Below are 16,844 nucleotides of genomic sequence, written 5' to 3' on the forward strand. Positions count from 1 at the left end.
GCGGTGATGAGAACAGTTTTTCCGGCGAGATCGGTCACGGCGTAATCCTTGAGTTTTCAGTCGTCACCCTCCCCCTCGCGGGGAGGGATCAAGGGTGGGGGCGAGAGCCACGATATCGGGGCCCCCGCACCCCCTCCCATCCTCCCCCGTCAAGGGGGAGGTGCAGTTCGGCGGGCATGGCAAGAACGCGCCACGCCCGAGTCATTTTCAGTCGTAAAGCACGGCCGCGATTTCGGGGTCGTTCATATTGCTGGCATCGTACCAGTCAAAGCCCGAGTCGATGATTTCGGGCAAAGTTTCGCCATTGAGCGCGCCGATGGCGGCCTTGACGGTTTCGTAGCCGATGCCGACCGGGTTCTGGGTGATGGCGCCGGCCATGACGCCGGATTCCACCATGCCCTTCTGGGCCGCGCCGCTATCGAAGCCGATGACGACGATGTCGCTGCCCAGCTCGGTCTTGCCATTGGCCACGCCCAGGGCCGAGCCTTCATTGGCGCCGAAAATGCCCTTGAGGTCGGGATTGGCCAGCAGGATCGACTTGGTGATCTCGGTCGACTGCAATTGGTCGCCGCCACCATATTGCACGCTCACCACCTCGATATCGGGATAGGCTTCGGCGATGCGATTGACGAAGCCGTCGACGCGGTCGATGCCGGTGCGGCTGGTCTGGTCATGGGCGACCACGGCGACCTTGCCCGCATTGCCGATCAGCTCGGCCATCTTGTCGGCGGCCAGGGCCGCGGCGGCGACATTGTCGGTGGTGACGGTGGTGAGCGGAATGTCGCTGTCGACGCCGGAGTCGAAGGCGATGATGGGGATATTGGCGGCTGCGGCCTGTTGCAGCAGCGGGGTGGCTGCCTGGCTGTCGAGGGCGGCGAAGCCGATGGCGTCGGGCTGGCGCGACAGGGCGGCCGCCAGCATGTCCATCTGGCGATCGACCTGGGTTTCGGTGTCGGGCCCCTCGAAGGTGACATTGACGCCGAATTCAGCGGCCGCCTGATCGGCGCCGGCCTTCACGGCCTGCCAGAACTGGTGCTGGAAGCCCTTGGAGATGAGGGCGATGTCATAGTTTTCCTGCGCGAGGGCCGGGGCGCCGGCCGAGGCCAGCATGGCCAGGGCGCTGATGGCGCCGAGCAGGTGACGACGATTGAGCATGGTTTTCCTCCCAGATGCTGCGTTGGATTTTCGGGGCATTTGAGCCTCTTCTTGGCGCGGATGCGCGGGGGTTGGTGCGGGCCTAAAGGGTGCGGCGCCGCAGGATATCGGCATAGACGGCCAGGATGATGATGGTGCCGGTGACCACGGTCTGCCATTCCTGGGCCACCGAAAGGATGCGCAGGCCATTGGCCAATACGGAAATGATGAGCGCCCCGATCAGCGTGCCGAGCACGGTGCCGCGCCCGCCCGAAAGCGAGGTGCCGCCGATGACCACGGCGGCGATGGCATCGAGCTCATAGCCTTGGCCCAGGGCCGGCTGCGCCGAATTGAGGCGGCTGGCGATAAGCAGACCCGCCACGCCGCAGATCGAGCCGGCCGTGGCATAGACGGCGATCTTCCAGCGATCGACATTGACGCCGGAGAGGCGCACCGCTTCCTCGTTCGAACCGAGCGCGAAGGTGTAGCGGCCCAGGGCGGTCTTGCCGAGCACGAAGGCGGCGATCAGCGCCACGGCGAACAGGATCAGCACGCCATTGGGGATCGGCAGGGCCGGGACCAGCGCGCCGATGATGGAGCCCTGGGAAATCTGGGTGAAGCCGGGCGTGTCGTTGAAATAGATCGGCCGCGTGCCCGAGATGACCAGCGACAGGCCCTTCAAAATCAGCATCATGCCCAGGGTGGCGATGAAGGGGGGCACCTTGAGCTTGGCGATGACGGTGCCGGAGACCAGGCCGCTGGCCGTGCCCGCCAGAATGGCGCCCAGCACGCCCAGCGGCAGGGGCAGGCCGAAATAGGTGAGGATGACGCCGGCGATGACGGCGCAGAAGGTCATCAGTGTCCCCACCGAAAGATCGATGCCGCCGGTAATGATCACCAAGGTGGCGGCGATGGCCAGCACGCCATTGACCGAGGTGGCCTGCAGGATGGCCAGGATGTTCTGGGTCTGCATGAAATTGGGCGAGGCCAGCGAGAAGACCACGACCAGCGCGATCAGCCCGGAAAAGGCCAGGAGCCGGTGAAAGGCGCCGGAAATGCGGATACCGGATTTCTGCGCCGGGGCGGCGGTGTCGGTCATGCTGTTCTTCCAGGGCTACTCCCCTCCCCCTTGAGGGGAGGGGTCGGGGGTGGGGGTTCAGGATTGGCAACGGTAATGAGATCGTGAGGGGACCAGAACCCCCACCCTAGCCCTCCCCTCAAGGGGGAGGGAACCGACCGCGTGCGCGGCTGTCCCTGTGGATCACCCCGCATGGCGCAGTTCCATGGCCGGTTCGCGCATCGTGGCCAGCCGCATGATCTCTTCCTGGCTCGATCCGCCGGGCAGGATGCCGGTCAGCCGGCCTTCGCACATCACCGCGATGCGGTGGGAGAGGCGCAGGATTTCCGGCAGTTCGGAGGAGATGACGATGATGGCCTTGCCCTCGGCGGCGAGGGCATTGAGCAATTTGTAGATCTCGGACTTGGCGCCGACATCGATGCCGCGGGTCGGCTCGTCGAAGATCAGGATATCGCAATCGCGCAGCAGCCATTTGGCGATGACCACCTTCTGCTGATTGCCGCCCGAGAGCAGGCGCGCCTCCTGCGTGTCGCTGGGCGTCTTGATGGCGAGCTGGCGGATCGCGCCCTGTGCAGCCTTAGCCATGCCGGCCTCGTCGAGCACGCCAAACGGGCCGGTGAAGCGCGAAAGGCTAGCCAGGGCGATATTGTTGCGCACGTCGAGCCCGGTGGCGAGGCCGAAGAGCTTGCGGTCCTCGGAGAGGTAGCCGATGCCTTTTTCCACCGCATCCCTGGGCGAGGCGATGCCGACGCGCTGGCCGCGCACCCAGATCTCGCCGCCCTCGCGCCGGTCGGCGCCGAAAATGGCGCGGGCCGTTTCGGTGCGGCCGGCGCCCATCAGGCCGGCAAAGCCGAGGATTTCGCCCTGGCGCAGGGAAAAGCTGACATCGCGGATTTCGCGCCCGCGCCGCAGATTGCGCACTTCCAGCGCCAGGGGCGCATCGGCGGCATTGGGAATGACCAAGGCCTCATTGGTCAACGTGCGGCCCACCATCATGGAGATGATGGTATCGATGGGCGTATCCGCCGCCGGAACCGTGCCGACATATTCGCCGTCGCGCATCACCGTGACGCGGTCGGAAATGCGTTTGATCTCGTCCATCTTGTGGGAAATGTAGACGATGCCGACGCCCTCGGCCTTGAGCCGGTTGATGATGGCGAAGAGCTCGGCGATCTCGGCATCGTTGAGGGCGGCGGTCGGCTCGTCCATGATCAGAACGCGGCTGCGATAGGACAGGGCCTTGGCGATCTCGACCATTTGCTGCTTGGCGATGGTAAGCGTCTCGACCTTTACCGTGGGCTCGAGCCGCAAATTCATCGAGGCGAAGATCGCCGCCGCGTCGCGGTTGAGCCGGGCCTCGTCGAGAATGCCGAAGCGGCGCGGCTCGCGGCCGATGAAGATGTTCTGCGCGGCGGTGAGGTCGCGCATCAGCGCCAGTTCCTGGTGGATGATGGAAATCCCCAAATCCTGCGCCTGGCGCGGCGCAGTGATCTCCACCGGCATGCCATTGAGCTTCACCACGCCGGCATCGCGGGCATAGACGCCGGAGAGGATTTTCATCAGCGTCGACTTGCCGGCACCGTTCTCGCCCATCAAGGCATGCACCTCGCCGGGCAGCAATTCGAACCGGGCCTGGGACAGGGCGCGCACGCCGGGAAAGGACTTGTCGATGCCGGTCATTTCGACCAGCGGCGCGGCGGCCGGCGATAAAGCTTCGTCGGATATTCCTGCCGCCATCCCCTCACCCTCCTCGCCGCGGGCCCCGATCATTGCCGAGGCTTGTCATTGGCAGCGAGCTAAGGACAAGTCTGTCAGGCTGTCAAGTGGTCAGACCAGTAGACAGAAGCGGGTGGGGAGCGCTAAGAGAAGGCGAGGGGGACGCGATGAAACTGCAGGCCGTATCCAACCGCAAACTCTATCTCCAGATCGCCGACCAGATCCGTGACCAGATCGAGGGCGGCGCGGTGGAGGCCGGCCGGCAATTGCCCTCCGAGCGCGAACTGGCACAGAACCTGGGCGTGTCGCGGCCGACCGTGCGCGAGGCGCTGATCGCGCTGGAAGTGGCCGGGCTGGTCGAGGTGCGGGTGGGCGTGGGCGCCTTCGTGCGCCGGCGCGACGACGCATCGGCCGCCCTGCCCGAATTGGGCGCCTCGCCGCTCGAAATCATGACCATGCGGCGGCTGCTGGAGCCGGAAGCGGCGGCTCTGGCCAGCCAGCAAATCTCTCCCGAAGGCACGGCGCGACTGGCCGAGACGCTGCGGCGCATGCGCGCCGAGACGGCGGCGGGGCAATGGTCGTTCGACAGCGACCGCATGCTGCACATGACCCTGGCCGATGCCTGCGGCAATGCGGTTCTGCGCGATACGCTGGACCGGCTCTGGACCTTTCGCAGCGACGAGATCGATACCCGGTTCCACCAGCATCTGGTGGAGGGCGGGCTGGTGCGCGAGCATATCCTGGGCGATCACGAAGCCATCGTCGCCGCCATTGTCAGCGGCAATGCCGAAGGCGCGCGGACGGCGATGCGCCGGCACCTGGACTTCGTCGGCGCCGCCATGCTGGACGCGTGGGAATAGGGTTCAGCTTCTGCGGGAAGGCCCCCTCACCCGCCGCTGCGCGGCGACCTCTCCCCCAGAGGGAGAGGTGAAGAGCCTTAACCCGCCTTCACGGCCGCCCAGGCGCCAGTGCGCTCGCTTTCGAAGATGGCGTCGAGCACCTGCATGGATTTGATGGCATCCTCGACGCCATAGGGCAGCGTGCCCTGCCCCAAGGCCGCCAGGGCGAAGGCCTCGGCCATTTCGGTATATTGATCGGAAGGCGGGAAGATTTCGCGGCGCGCCAGGCTGGCATCGAGCGCATAGCCCTGGTCGACCAGCAGCGCGGTGGCCAGACCCTGCGGCGCATTGAAGGGAATGATGATTTCCACCCGTCCCTTGGTGCCCAGGATTTCCACCGATTGGTTGGGCACCATCTGCGTGGAAACCATGAAATTGAGCTGCCGCCCGCCGCCGAAATCGGCGATGACGCTGGCCAGACGGTCGGTGCCGAAGGCGGGATCGCGTTCCATGAGGGAAACGACGCGCAGCGGCTCGGCCTCGAAGAAGAAGCGCCCGGCCGTGACCGGGTAGCAGCCAATATCGAGCATGCCGCCGCCGCCGATATCGGCCTTGTTGCGCACATTGTTAGGATCGACATTGTGATAGCTGAACACGGCGCGCACGGCGCGGACTTCGCCCAGTTCGCCCGAGCGGGCAATCTCGCGGGCCCGATGCCATTGGGCGTGGAAGCGCACCATGAAGGCTTCCATGATCAGCCGGTCAGTCCGCGCGCCACGCAATTGCTTCGCGTCCTCCGCCGTGATGGCGATGGGCTTTTCGCACAGGACATGCTTGCCTGCCGCATTGGCGGCGAGGGTCATCTCCACATGCAGGTGATTGGGCAGAGGATTATAGATGGCGTCGATTTCGGGATCGGCCAGCAAGTCCTCATAGGAGCCATAGGCCCTGGCGATGCCGAGCCTGTCGGCAGCCCGGCGCGCCGCGTCGCCATTGCGCGAGGCGATGGCGACGACGTCGGAATGAGCCGATTTCTGGATGGCCGGCGTGACCTTGGCCATGCCGATATTGGCGGTGGACAGGATACCCCAGCGGAGTTTTTGCGTTTCGGCCATGATCGAATCCCCGGCTTGTGTAGGAATGCCTGCTTAGCCCAGGCGGAGCTGTTCGGCCAGTTTCAGCCCCAGGCGCAAGCTGGCGCCGGTGGTGATCAGCATGGTCGGCAGGGTCAGCCATTCCAGCGTCCAGGCGGCGCCGGAGCGCTCATATTCATGCACCATGGCCTGCTGCAAGGTGCCGGCCAGGCCGCCATTGTAGCGGGCCAGAGCCACCAGCGCCTCGGCATTGACCGGGTTGGACTTGTGCGCCATGGCCGAGGAACCGCCCCCGCCTTCGAGGCGGAGGGCCGCGACCTCGTTCTGGGCCAGAAGCGCCACATCGGCGCCGATCTTGCCCAATGACCCCGAGAGCAGCGCCAGCAGATTGCCCAGCGCCACGATGGGGTCGCGCGTGGCATGCCAGGGCGCGGCCAGGCCCAGATCGAGCCGTTGCGCCAGGCCCGCGGCGATGGCGTCGCCATGGCCCTCGAAACTCGTCCGATCGCCCACCGGGCCGCCGAGCTGCACCACCAGGAGGCTGCGCCGCATGGCGGTGATGGCGCGCAGATGCCGCTGCAAGGGCTCGCTCCAGGCGGCGAGCTTGGCATCCCAGGTGGTGGGCAGGGCCACCTGCATCCGCGTATGGGCGACCAGTTCGCGCCCCGCCCAGGCGCGCGCCAGCTCGTCGAAGCGGGAGAGCAGCGCGATGAGCCGGCTTTCGTAAAGATCGAATACGGCCGCCACCTGCAGCATCAGCGCCGTATCGGTGATGTCCTGGCTGGTGGCGCCCTTGTGCAGGGCGGCGCGATGCGGCTCGGCGAGTTGGCGGCGGATTTGCCGGACCAGAGCCGGCACGACCACGCCGTCCTGAGCCATGCCCGCCTCGAGATCCGGCCAATCGGGGGTGAAGCTGTCAATCGCCGCGGCAATGGCGCCGGCGGCCTCGGCAGAAATCCAACCGGCATCGGCGCTGGCCCCGGCCAAAGCCCGCTCGACCGCCAGCATGTGGTCCACTTGCGCGCGGTCGGAGAGCAGCGCCTCGATTTCGGCGTCGCCGGCAAGGGCGGAGAGCAGGGTCATGATGCTTTTCGTCTCATATCAGCGGTCCCGCCGACCATCTCCTGTCCCATGCTTTCCAGCAAGGGGCAACACATGTAGCGGCTCTTTGCCCCCTCCCCTCGAGGGGAGGGGCGGGACGGGGGTCGTGCGGTGATTCACTGACGGACCCCCACCCTCATTCCCTCCCCTCAAGGGGAGGGAGGCGAAGGAGCAACATGCTCTGCCTCGGGGTCATCAAATATCGAAGAACACCGTCTCCCGCTCGCCCTGGAGATGGATGTCCAGGACGTAGCGCGGCACCGGCCCCTCCTCGCGGCGTGCGATCAGGGTTTCGCGGCGGCGCGGATCCATGATCTTGTTGAGCACGAAATCGGCGGCATTGGCCTCGGCTTCGTCGGCGAAATAGAGCCTTGTCTGCAGGCCGATATTGATGCCGCGCGCCACGATCCACAAGGAGACATGCGGCGCCATCGGCTTTCCATCCGGACCGTCCACCCGGCCGGGCTTGATGGTTTCGAACCTGTAGGTGCCGTCGGGCTGGGTCGGCTGGCGGCCCCAGCCGGTAAAGGCGGGGACCGACTTGGAATTGGGCGCCATGGGCGCGACGAAGCTGCCCTTGCTGTCGGCCTGCCAAAGCTCCAGCACCGCGTCATTGACGGGCGCGCCGGCGCCATCGATCACCCGTCCGGTGATGATGATGCGCTCGCCCTCGGCATCTGCGGTCAGCATGGAAATGCCCGGATCGGCGTCGATGACCCCGGTAATGCCGCAGAAATTGGGCGTCATGCCGATATGGACATAGGGCCCGGCGGTCTGGGAGGGGGATTCCTTGAGCACGGGGACGGGGTGCAGCTTCATCAATTCCCCTCCAGCTTGTTTTCGAACATGGTCGAGCGGCGGCCGCGCAGCACGATATCGAAGCGATAGGCCAGCGCGTCCATGGGCGTGGTATTGTGCCGGTCGAGCCGAGCAATGAGCTGGTCGATGGCCGCCTTGTCGGGAATGGTGGCGACGATGGGACATTGCCAGATCATCGGATCGCCCTCGAAATACATCTGGGTGATCAGCCTTTGCGCGAAGGCATGGCCGAAGACCGAGAAATGAATATGGGCGGGGCGCCAGTCATTGCCGCCATTGGGCCAGGGATAGGCCCCGGGCTTGACGGTGCGGAAATGATAGAAGCCGTTCTCGTCGGTGATCGAGCGCCCGAAGCCGCCGAAATTGGGATCGAGCGCGGCCAGATAGCCCTCCTTCTTGTGCCGGTAGCGGCCGCCGGCATTGGCCTGCCAATATTCCACCAGCGTATCGGGCACGGGGCGGGCATTCTCGTCCAGCACCTGGCCATAGACGATCATGCGCTGGCCGATGGCCTCGTTGCCGTCCTGGCTGAAATTGCGGATGAGGTCGTTGTCCAGTTCGCCCAGCTTTTCGTGCCCGAAAGTGGGGCCGGTCATTTCCGATCTGGTCGGGCCGAGGGCCAGGAGGCTGTGCCTGGGGGCGCGGAAGGTGGAGCTTTTGTAGCCCGGCGTGTCGGCCGGCGGATGCCAGTCGCGATCGCGCTGGAACAGCATGCCATCGGCTCCGGGTAGAATAATGCCGCTCATTGGGCCGCCTCCTGACGCTTGGCGAGTTCGGTCTTGGCAATCCTGAAGGCGCTGTTGGCCGCCGGCACTCCGGCATAGACCGCCACATGCAGCAGCGCTTCCTTGATATCCTCGGGGCTGGCCCCGGTATTGAGCGTGGCGCGCACATGCATGGCGAATTCCTCTTCATGGCCCAAGGCGGCCAGGAGGGCCAGCGTGACGATGGAGCGTTCACGCCTGGTGAAGCCGGGCCGCGACCAGACCGAACCCCAGGCGCCCTCGGTGATGAAGGTCTGGAAATCGTCGTCGAAGGCGGTCTTGCGCGAGGTGGCGCCGTTGACATGCTCGTCGCCCAGAATTGCCCTGCGGGTCGCCATGCCGCGCGCGAACAGGCTGTCGTCAGCCATGAAAGGCCTCCTTGAGAAATTGCCGCATCAGCGCCGCCAGCTTCTTCGGCTGCTCGATGGATGGAATATGCCCGGTGCCGGGCAGGATTTCGAAGCGGGCGCCGGGAATGCGCGCCGCGCCGGCCCGCACCAGATCCGGCGGGGTGGCGCCGTCTTCGGCGCCGGCAATGACCAGGGTGGGAACGGCGATGGCGCCGGCTTGCGCGGTCAGGTCGGCATCGCGCAGGGTGGCGCAGGTGGCGGCATAGCCCTTGGGATCGGCGCGCAGGAAGAGGTTGCGCCAGAGCGCCAATTGATCCGGCCGGGTGCTGCGGAATTGCGGGCTGAACCAGCGCTCCATGATCGGATCGGCAATGGCGGCCAGGCCGGAATTCAGCACCGTATGGGCGCGATCGTTCCACATGGCCGCGTCGCCGACCTTGGGCGCGGTGTTGGACAGGACCAGAGCCGCGAGGCGCTGGGGGGCGCGCAGGGCGAAACCCTGGCCGATCAGCCCGCCCACCGAGACACCGCACAGAGCCGGCCGCTCGAAACCGACATGGTCGAGCAGGCCCGCGAGGTCGTTCACATGATCATCGAGGCTGTAATCGCCGGCCGGCGCGTCGCTGAGGCCATGGCCGCGCTTGTCATAAGAGAGAATGCGATAGTCGTCCGCCAATTCGGCGATCAGCCCGTCCCAGATGCGGGCATCGGTGCCCAGGGAATTGACCAGGGCCAGGGCCGGAGCGCCGGCCGGGCCGGACAGGCGGTAATGCAGCAGCACATCTTGGATGCGGACGACGTTCATATTTCCCCTCCGGAAGGGATTTAAGGGATTGGCAGCGTCGGAGTAAAATGATTACTCACCGCCACATCATAACCACCAACTTATAGAAACCGGCCGCACTCGGTCCAAATTCCGGAAAATCTGCGCTTAGGATAACCATGGCACCGCGCATCATCGACCCCAGGATCAAAATCCGCCACATTGCCTGCTTTCTGGAAGTGGCGCGGCTGCGCAGCGTGGGCAATGCCGCTGAGGCGCTCAATATCAGCCAGCCGGCGGCCTCCAAGACGGTGCAGGAGCTGGAGGAGGTGCTGGGGGGCGTGCTGTTCGACCGCAGCCGGCGGCGGCTGGCGCTGACCCCGTTCGGGGAAGTGTTCTATCGCTATGCCTCGACCAGCATCGCCGCCCTGCGGCAGGGGATCGAGGCGGCGCGCGGCGGGCAGGAGGCGGCCCTGGTCAAGATCGGCGCCCTGCCCTCGGTCTCGGCGCGCATCCTGCCCGAGGCGGTGCGGCGCTTCTTCCTCGCCGAGCCGGGCATCAACAACCGCATCATTACCGGCCCCAATTCCTATCTGCTGTCGCTGCTGCGCACCGGCGATGTCGACCTGATCATCGGGCGCATGGCCGAGCCGGAAGCCATGCTGGGCCTCAGTTTCGAGCATCTCTATTCCGAGCGCGTGGTGCTGGCCGTCCGGCCCGACCATCCCCTGCTGTCGGCCCGCGACTTCAATCTCGGCATGATCGAGGGCTACCAGCGGCTGATGCCGACGCCCGGCTCGGTGATCCGGCCATTGGTACAGCGCATGCTGCTGGCCTATGGGATCGGCCCGCAAAGCGAGGAGGTGGAGACGGTGTCCAATGCCTTCGGCCGCGCCTACGTCCGGCGCAGCGACGCCGTCTGGTTCATTTCCGAAGGCGTGGTGGCCGATGACGTGGCCGAAGGCTATCTGCGGCTGCTGGCGGTGGATATGAGCGAAACCCAGGGGCCGGTGGGCTTCACCACCCAAGCGGGCACCGTGCCGGGCCTGGCCGTCACCGCCTTCATGCAGACGGTGCGCGACGTGGCGGCGGATCTGCGCGGCGCGGATTAGATCGCACCTTCTGCCTCTCAGAGGGGCAGTGTCGGGTTCTTTCTGATGGGCCTTCACCCCTCACCCCGGCCCTCTCCCCTGAGGGGCGAGGGGGCGATGGAGCCCGGGGATTTTGACCTGAAACACCAGTAGACCTCATCCTGACAGGCTCAACATGAGGCCTGCTGGGAACGCATAGCGGGAAAAGCCCTAGCCCCGGCCCATTTCCCGGCGGAAGGCCGATGGCGACATGCCCAGCATGCGAGTGATGAAGCGGGTGAAATAGGCGGGGTCATCATAGCCGAGTTCGGCGCCGATCTCCTTGACCGAGAGGGTCGAGAACAGCAATTGCCGCCGTGCCTCGAGCGTGATGCGGCGCTCGATGATGGTCAGGGCCGAGGCGCCCAGCACCTGGCGGCAGATGCGGTTGAGATGGGTGGGGCTGACGCCGATCGCCCCGGCATAATCGGCGATCCGGCGGGTCTGGCGGAAACGGCTTTCCACCATCTGCCGGAAGGCGGCGGCGTGCATGCGGGCCCGGTCCGGCTGGCCATCGAGCGCCACGGCCAGGCTCTGCGCCCGGCGCAAGGCGACCAGCAGCAGGGTCAGATGCGCGCGCATCGCCTCGCCATGGCTTTCCCCGGGATGGTCGGCCTCCCCGATCAGGCGCCGCATGGCATCGACGACGATATCGGCCCCGGCAGCGATGATCGCGGCGCCGTCGAAACCCGGGCCCAGGGCCCGCACGTCGCGCTCGAACAGAGTCAGCACGACCCCGTCCACATCCTCGGAGAAATCGTAGCCGTGCACGACCAAGGCCGGCACCACCACGATCGAGCCGGGCCGTAGCCGGAACACCGCGCCATCGAGGTCCACCCGCGCGCTTCCGGCACTGAGCGACAGAACCTGGAACAGGTGCTCGTGCCGGTGCGGGGCGATGCGAAAACCATGCAGTCGGCTGCGGGCGGGAATGGTCTCCCAATGGAGCCAGTCGTGCGGGCTCTCCTGTTCGCCGTAAAGGGCATAGGTGGGGATCAGATTCATGTTCGGATAGTGCAAGCGATTGCGCCGCCTGTCCATTCACCGCGACGCCGGGGACGCGCATCATTGGGACAACAAAGGGGGGAAGGACATTGCGCACAAAGGTCGTGATCGTGGGCGCCGGCCCGGCCGGGCTGATGCTGGGCCGGCTGCTCGACCTGGCGGGGATCGACAATCTCATCCTCGAACGCAAGAGCGCCGAATATGTGCTGGGCCGCATCCGCGCCGGCGTGCTGGAACAGGGTTCGGTGGACCTGATGGACCGGGCGCTGCTGGGCGAGCGGCTGCACAAGGAGGGCCTGGTTCACGATGGCACGGTGCTCAGCTTCGACGGCGACAGCCACCGGCTCGATTTCACCGCCCTGGTCGGCCGCCATGTGACCGTCTATGGCCAGACCGAGGTGACGCGCGACCTGATGGCGGCCCGGCAGGGCCAGACCATCTACGAGGCCGAGGATGTCGCGCTGCACGATTTCGACGGCAAGCCCTATGTCACCTGGCGCAAGGACGGCATCACCCAGCGGGCCGATTGCGACTATATCGCCGGCTGCGACGGCTATCATGGGGTCAGCCGCGCCAGCGTGCCCGCAGCCGCGCTGACGACGTTCGAGCGGCTCTATCCCTTCGGCTGGCTCGGCGTCCTGGTCGACAAGCCACCGGTGTCCGACGAACTGATCTATGCCCATCACGCGCGCGGCTTCGCGCTCTGTTCCCAGCGCTCCCCCACCCGCAGCCGCTATTACGTGCAGGTGGACGCCGCCGAAAAGCTGGAGAACTGGAGCGACGATCAATTCTGGGACGAGCTGCGCCGGCGCCTGGACCCGGCAATAGCCGAGAGCCTGCAGACCGGACCGGCGCTGGAAAAATCCATCGCGCCGCTGCGCAGTTTCGTCGCCGAGCCGCTGCGTTTCGGCCGGCTGTTCCTGGCCGGAGACGCCGCCCATATCGTGCCCCCGACCGGCGCCAAGGGCCTCAACCTGGCCATGAGCGATGTCGCCATGCTGGCCGACGGCCTGATCGAGTTCTATAGCGAAGGATCGCCGGCCGGGCTCGACGCCTATTCCACCCGCGCCCTCGCCCGCATCTGGAAGGCGGAGCGGTTCAGCTGGTGGATGACCAGCCTCTTGCATGTCTTTCCCGATGCCGGCGCGTTCGGCCGCCGCATCCAGCGGGCGGAATTCGACTATCTGGTCGGCTCGCGCGCCGCCCAGCAGAGCCTGGCGGAGAATTATACCGGTCTGCCGCAATAGACCGGCCATGCCGGCAGCGGCACCAAAAGCAAGACCCCGCCACCGAAGTGGCGGGGTCTTTTCGCTGGTCCCAAGAAGGATCAGTTGGTTTCGGCGACGATGGCGGCGCGGGCCGCATCCAGCAGGGCCTGGCCGTCCAGGCCGGCGGAGGACATGTCGGCCAGCCATTCCTCGATCGTGGGCTGCGCCGCATCGATCCAGCGCTGGGTTTCGGCTTCGTCGAGCTGGACGATATTGTTGCCGGCATTCACCGCGATGGAGAGGCCGGTGGCGTCGCCATTGTCCATGACGCGGCCGAATTGCCGAGACACTTCGAGGCCCGAATGGGCATCAATGATCGCCTTCAGGTCGTCCGGCAGGTTGTTGTAGCTGTCCTGGTTCATGATGAAGCCGAAGGTCTGGCTATAGAGGCCATGATCGCCGGTGAAGCCGGTATGGTTCCTGACCAGTTCGGCGATGCGCAGCGAGGGGGTGACTTCCCACGGAATGGTGGTCGCCTCGATCACGCCCTTGGACAAAGCTTCCGGCGTCTCGGGCACCGGCATGCCGACCGGCTCGGCGCCGAGCTGGGCCAGCATGTTGGAGATGATGCGCGAACCGCCACGCACCTTCATGCCCTGCAAATCCTCGAGGCTGTTGATCGGCTCCTTGGAGTGGAACAGGCCCGGGCCGTGGGTGTGCAGGGCAATGACATGGACGCCGGCATATTCGTCGGCGGCGTGTTCCATGGCGTAATTGTAGAAGGCGGCCGAGGAATCCTCGCCATTGGTGATCAGGAAGGGCAGCTCGAACACTTCCGACTTGGGGAAGCGCCCCGGCGTATAGCCGAGCACCGTCCAGATGATATCGACGACGCCATCCTTGGCCTGGTCGTAGAGGCTGGCGGGCGCGCCGCCGAGCTGCATGGCCGGATAGAGTTCGAAGGCGATGCGGCCGCCCGATTCCTCGGTCACCATGGCGGCCCAGGGCTCGATAGCCTGGGCGGGGATGGTGGCCTGGGCCGGCAGCATCTGGTGAATGCGCAGGGTGACTTCCTGGGCAAAGGCCGTGCCGGACATGGCCAGGGCCGCCAGCGCCCCCAGAACGAACATTTTGGTCTTCATTGGGTATCCCTCCCTTGAGATGGCCGGCCGTTTTGGCCGGATCGTATAGTCCCGCGCCACCCCCTTCCTCCGAGGCGGCGCGGCATCTTCTCCTAGTAGAACCACCACACCAGACAGAGGGTGAGCGGTGGAAAGGCCACCAGGATGATGGTGCGGACGACGTCGCTCAACACGAACGGCGTCACCCCGCGATAGGTCTCCGACAATCTGGTGCCGGGCGACATGGAATTGATGATGAACAGGTTCATGCCCACCGGCGGGGTGATCAGGCCGACCTCCACGGCGATCAGCACGAGAATGCTGAACCAGATGCCGAATTCATCGGGCGCCATGCCGAAATCGAGCACCATCATCATCGGATAGAGAATGGGAATGGTCAGCAGGATCATGGACAGCGAATCCATGACGCAGCCCAGGACCAGGTAGAACAGCAGCACGATGGTGAGCACGATCCAGGGATTGAAGCCCTGCTCGCCGATCCAGTGGGCGGCCACCTGCGGCAATTGCGACAGAGCGAGAAAGCCGTTGAGCACCGCCGCCCCGAAGACGATGAGGAAGATCATCGCCGTGGACAAGGCCGTGGACAGGAGCGCATCGCGCACATTGGCCCAGGTGAGGCTGCGATAGGCCAGGGCGATCAGCCCCGTGCCGGCGGCGCCGATGGCCGCCGCCTCGGTGGGCGTGAAAATGCCGGTATAGATGCCGCCGATCACCAGCACGAAGACGGCGAGGACCGGCCAGATCTCGAACAGGGCCCGGAAGCGCTCGGCATAGGGCACGCGCTCCAGCTTGCCGCCGGATCCGGGGCGCAGGCGCACATAGATGGCGATGACGATGATATAGCCGAGCGCCGCCAGGAAGCCGGGAATGAAGGCGCCCATGAACAGCTTGGCGATGTTCTGCTCGGTGAGGACGGCAAAGATGACCAGGATGACCGAAGGCGGAATGAGGATGCCCAGCGTGCCGCCCGCGGCAACCGTGCCGGTGGCGAGCGCATCGGAATAGCCATATTTCTTGAGCTCGGGCAGGGCCACGCGCCCCATGGTGGCGGCGGTGGCCAGCGAGGAGCCGACGATGGAGCCGAAACCGGCGCTGGCCCCGATCGCCGCCATGGCGACCCCGCCCTTGCGATGGCCGAGCCAGGCCGTGGCCGCGGTGAAAATCTTGCTCGACAACCCGCTCAGCGTGGCGAACTGGCCCATGAGCAGAAACAGCGGCACGACCGACAGCGAATGGGACGCGAAGGTGGTATAGCTCAGCGTCTTGAACTGGGCCATGACCGGGTTGAAGTTCTTGGTGATCATCCAGGTGCCGAAAATGCCGATCGCCATCATGGCGAGACCGATCGGCACGCGCAGGAAGACCAGCAGCAGGACGGCGGGAATGCCCAGCAGGCCAAGGATAAGATTGGTGGTCAATGCTCGCTCCCCACGTGCTTTGGCGGTGCCTTGCCGGCGAGGGCGTCTGTGACGGAGCGGCCCAGGACGAAAATCGAGACCAGAACCAGGACCACGGCCCCGATCAGGCCGGCCAGGAAGGCCCAGCCCAGCGGCAGGCCGAGCAGGATGGTGGTCTCGCGGTAGTTGAACTTGTCGATCATGCCGGCATAGAGACGCCAGGCGATGAAGGCGGCGGCCAGGAACATCATCAGGTCGGTGACCACCAGGATCCAGGCATTGACGCGGCCGCTGAAGGCATCGGTCACCAGGGAGACCAGGGCGTGGCCGCGCATCAGATGCGCCCAGGGGAGAAAGGCGAAAACCGCAAATCCCATGCCCACCGAAATCAGCTCGTAATCGCCCAGGATCGGCTTGAGACCGGCCCAGATGAAGGTGCGCCCGATGACACTGACGACAACCACGGCGACCATGGCCAGCAGCACGATGCCGCCGGCAATGGCCATCCATTTCGCCAGCCCATGCGTGGCCCGTCCCAACAAGGAACTGTCACTGAACACGGATTCCTCCCCCCGTTTCCTGTCGATTTAAGGCCGCTCGCCCGGCCAAGTAAAATGATAAATTCCCGCCATTCCATAACCCCATGATTATCGCATCGGCGAGGCGGACGAAGAAATGCGCCAAAGCGGGGGTGGTTCGATAACTTGAACCGAATGACGGCCTGCATCGACGGCCCGCCCGGGCAAAGTTATAGTGGATAACCAATTGGCGCCGGTGCTAGAAGCCGGCCCGGTCCGGGTCTCGAACACAGGAATGAACGTGCCAATGCGCCGCGAACCGCCTCCGCCCCCTTCCCCGTCGCGCGAGATCGAGGCGGCGCTACGCACGGGCGCCACCACGGGCATTATCGGCTACCGGCTGCGGCGGGCACAGCTCAGCGTGTTCCAGAAATTCCTCTCGGTCTTCGACGAACTCAAGCTGCGGCCGGCGGACTATTCCGTCCTGGTGCTGATCGCCGACAATCCGGGCCGCAAGCAGACCGAAATCGCCGAAGTGCTGGGGGTCAAGCGCGCCAATTTCGTGACCCTGGTGCATGGGCTGGAAGAGCGCGGACTGGTGGAGCGCATCCCCTCCCATGCCGACAAGCGCGCCAATGCGCTGCATCTGACGGCGGCGGGTGAAGCGTTCCTCGCCCATGCGCGCGCCGTCCATGAGACGATGGAGCAGGAACTGATCGCGCGGCTGGGCGGAGAAAAGGCCCGCAAGACCCTGCTCGACCTGCTCGACCGGCTGACCTGAACGCG

At 65.6% G+C, this 16,844-nt stretch carries 17 protein-coding genes; 4 read left to right on the plus strand and 13 right to left on the minus strand.

Annotated elements, in window-relative coordinates; genetic code table 11:
• Positions 1–207: 207 nt before the first annotated feature.
• The 3 genes from A3840_RS09075 to A3840_RS09085 all read right to left on the minus strand — a co-directional run bounded on the left by A3840_RS09075 (position 208) and on the right by A3840_RS09085 (position 3,949).
• The gene (locus tag A3840_RS09075; RefSeq protein ID WP_067455158.1) at positions 208–1,155 is read right to left on the minus strand and encodes an ABC transporter substrate-binding protein; all 948 of its coding nucleotides are present in this window, start codon (positions 1,153–1,155) and stop codon (positions 208–210) included.
• 82 nt (positions 1,156–1,237) lie between these two features.
• Positions 1,238–2,233: an ABC transporter permease gene (locus A3840_RS09080; RefSeq protein WP_067455161.1), complete on the minus strand. Its 996-nt coding sequence runs from the start codon at positions 2,231–2,233 to the stop codon at positions 1,238–1,240.
• Between the two features lie 162 nt (positions 2,234–2,395).
• A complete protein-coding gene (locus tag A3840_RS09085) occupies positions 2,396–3,949 on the minus strand; it encodes a sugar ABC transporter ATP-binding protein (protein WP_210178261.1) in 1,554 nt (517 codons plus the stop codon).
• Between the two features lie 146 nt (positions 3,950–4,095).
• Here A3840_RS09085 and A3840_RS09090 point away from each other — a divergent pair, with 146 nt between their 5' ends.
• Complete coding sequence (locus A3840_RS09090) at positions 4,096–4,788, plus strand: FadR/GntR family transcriptional regulator (protein ID WP_067455162.1); 693 nt, start codon at positions 4,096–4,098, stop codon at positions 4,786–4,788.
• Between the two features lie 77 nt (positions 4,789–4,865).
• On the opposite strand, the gene A3840_RS09095 is transcribed toward A3840_RS09090, so the two are convergent.
• The 6 genes from A3840_RS09095 to pcaD form a co-directional block, all read right to left on the minus strand.
• Complete coding sequence (locus A3840_RS09095; protein WP_067455172.1) at positions 4,866–5,882, minus strand: Gfo/Idh/MocA family protein; 1,017 nt, start codon at positions 5,880–5,882, stop codon at positions 4,866–4,868.
• Positions 5,883–5,915: 33 nt separating this feature from the next.
• Complete coding sequence (locus tag A3840_RS09100; RefSeq protein WP_067455177.1) at positions 5,916–6,944, minus strand: 3-carboxy-cis,cis-muconate cycloisomerase; 1,029 nt, start codon at positions 6,942–6,944, stop codon at positions 5,916–5,918.
• Between the two features lie 213 nt (positions 6,945–7,157).
• On the minus strand, positions 7,158–7,781 hold the full coding sequence (pcaG, locus tag A3840_RS09105; protein ID WP_067455180.1) for a protocatechuate 3,4-dioxygenase subunit alpha: 624 nt from the start codon (positions 7,779–7,781) through the stop codon (positions 7,158–7,160).
• Entirely contained in the window at positions 7,781–8,527 is a 747-nt protein-coding gene (pcaH, locus tag A3840_RS09110; protein ID WP_067455182.1) for a protocatechuate 3,4-dioxygenase subunit beta, read from the minus strand. Before pcaH ends, pcaG begins: the two co-directional genes overlap by 1 nt.
• Positions 8,524–8,913 carry a 4-carboxymuconolactone decarboxylase gene (gene pcaC / locus A3840_RS09115; protein ID WP_067455185.1) on the minus strand — a complete coding sequence of 130 codons (390 nt, stop codon included), beginning with the start codon at positions 8,911–8,913 and terminating at the stop codon, positions 8,524–8,526. The genes pcaH and pcaC overlap by 4 nt, the downstream gene beginning before the upstream one ends.
• On the minus strand, positions 8,906–9,700 hold the full coding sequence (gene pcaD, locus A3840_RS09120; protein WP_067455188.1) for a 3-oxoadipate enol-lactonase: 795 nt from the start codon (positions 9,698–9,700) through the stop codon (positions 8,906–8,908). The genes pcaC and pcaD overlap by 8 nt, the downstream gene beginning before the upstream one ends.
• 149 nt (positions 9,701–9,849) lie before the next feature.
• Here pcaD and pcaQ point away from each other — a divergent pair, with 149 nt between their 5' ends.
• Positions 9,850–10,770, plus strand: a complete 921-nt coding sequence (pcaQ, locus tag A3840_RS09125) for a pca operon transcription factor PcaQ (RefSeq protein WP_067455474.1) — start codon at positions 9,850–9,852, stop codon at positions 10,768–10,770.
• A gap of 189 nt (positions 10,771–10,959) precedes the next feature.
• Here the strand turns inward: pcaQ and A3840_RS09130 are convergent, their stop codons facing one another.
• On the minus strand, positions 10,960–11,793 hold the full coding sequence (locus A3840_RS09130) for a helix-turn-helix domain-containing protein (protein WP_067455192.1): 834 nt from the start codon (positions 11,791–11,793) through the stop codon (positions 10,960–10,962).
• A gap of 89 nt (positions 11,794–11,882) precedes the next feature.
• On the opposite strand from A3840_RS09130, the gene pobA reads away from it, so the two are divergent.
• A complete protein-coding gene (gene pobA, locus A3840_RS09135; protein WP_067455195.1) occupies positions 11,883–13,040 on the plus strand; it encodes a 4-hydroxybenzoate 3-monooxygenase in 1,158 nt (385 codons plus the stop codon).
• A gap of 80 nt (positions 13,041–13,120) precedes the next feature.
• Here the strand turns inward: pobA and A3840_RS09140 are convergent, their stop codons facing one another.
• The 3 genes from A3840_RS09140 to A3840_RS09150 all read right to left on the minus strand — a co-directional run bounded on the left by A3840_RS09140 (position 13,121) and on the right by A3840_RS09150 (position 16,100).
• A complete protein-coding gene (locus A3840_RS09140) occupies positions 13,121–14,143 on the minus strand; it encodes a TRAP transporter substrate-binding protein (protein ID WP_067455197.1) in 1,023 nt (340 codons plus the stop codon).
• Positions 14,144–14,235: 92 nt separating this feature from the next.
• Positions 14,236–15,561, minus strand: a complete 1,326-nt coding sequence (locus A3840_RS09145; protein WP_067455199.1) for a TRAP transporter large permease — start codon at positions 15,559–15,561, stop codon at positions 14,236–14,238.
• On the minus strand, positions 15,558–16,100 hold the full coding sequence (locus A3840_RS09150) for a TRAP transporter small permease (RefSeq protein ID WP_082903770.1): 543 nt from the start codon (positions 16,098–16,100) through the stop codon (positions 15,558–15,560). Before A3840_RS09150 ends, A3840_RS09145 begins: the two co-directional genes overlap by 4 nt.
• Before the next feature lie 265 nt (positions 16,101–16,365).
• Between A3840_RS09150 and A3840_RS09155 the strand changes: the two genes are divergently transcribed.
• A complete protein-coding gene (locus A3840_RS09155) occupies positions 16,366–16,839 on the plus strand; it encodes a MarR family winged helix-turn-helix transcriptional regulator (RefSeq protein WP_082903771.1) in 474 nt (157 codons plus the stop codon).
• Positions 16,840–16,844: the final 5 nt, after the last annotated feature.

The sequence above is a fragment of the Devosia elaeis genome (genome assembly GCF_001650025.1).
Taxonomy (GTDB): Bacteria; Pseudomonadota; Alphaproteobacteria; order Rhizobiales; family Devosiaceae; genus Devosia; species Devosia elaeis.

Coding starts and splice junctions, on each gene's coding strand:
- A3840_RS09095 (WP_067455172.1), bottom strand. CDS start 5,882: ATGGCCGAAACGCAAAAACTCCGCTGGGGTATCCTGTCCACCGCCAAT.
- pcaH (WP_067455182.1), bottom strand. CDS start 8,527: ATGAGCGGCATTATTCTACCCGGAGCCGATGGCATGCTGTTCCAGCGC.
- pcaC (WP_067455185.1), bottom strand. CDS start 8,913: ATGGCTGACGACAGCCTGTTCGCGCGCGGCATGGCGACCCGCAGGGCA.
- A3840_RS09090 (WP_067455162.1), top strand. CDS start 4,096: ATGAAACTGCAGGCCGTATCCAACCGCAAACTCTATCTCCAGATCGCC.
- A3840_RS09075 (WP_067455158.1), bottom strand. CDS start 1,155: ATGCTCAATCGTCGTCACCTGCTCGGCGCCATCAGCGCCCTGGCCATG.
- pcaG (WP_067455180.1), bottom strand. CDS start 7,781: ATGAAGCTGCACCCCGTCCCCGTGCTCAAGGAATCCCCCTCCCAGACC.
- A3840_RS09100 (WP_067455177.1), bottom strand. CDS start 6,944: ATGACCCTGCTCTCCGCCCTTGCCGGCGACGCCGAAATCGAGGCGCTG.
- A3840_RS09130 (WP_067455192.1), bottom strand. CDS start 11,793: ATGAATCTGATCCCCACCTATGCCCTTTACGGCGAACAGGAGAGCCCG.
- A3840_RS09155 (WP_082903771.1), top strand. CDS start 16,366: ATGCGCCGCGAACCGCCTCCGCCCCCTTCCCCGTCGCGCGAGATCGAG.
- A3840_RS09080 (WP_067455161.1), bottom strand. CDS start 2,233: ATGACCGACACCGCCGCCCCGGCGCAGAAATCCGGTATCCGCATTTCC.
- A3840_RS09140 (WP_067455197.1), bottom strand. CDS start 14,143: ATGAAGACCAAAATGTTCGTTCTGGGGGCGCTGGCGGCCCTGGCCATG.
- pcaD (WP_067455188.1), bottom strand. CDS start 9,700: ATGAACGTCGTCCGCATCCAAGATGTGCTGCTGCATTACCGCCTGTCC.
- A3840_RS09085 (WP_210178261.1), bottom strand. CDS start 3,949: ATGGCGGCAGGAATATCCGACGAAGCTTTATCGCCGGCCGCCGCGCCG.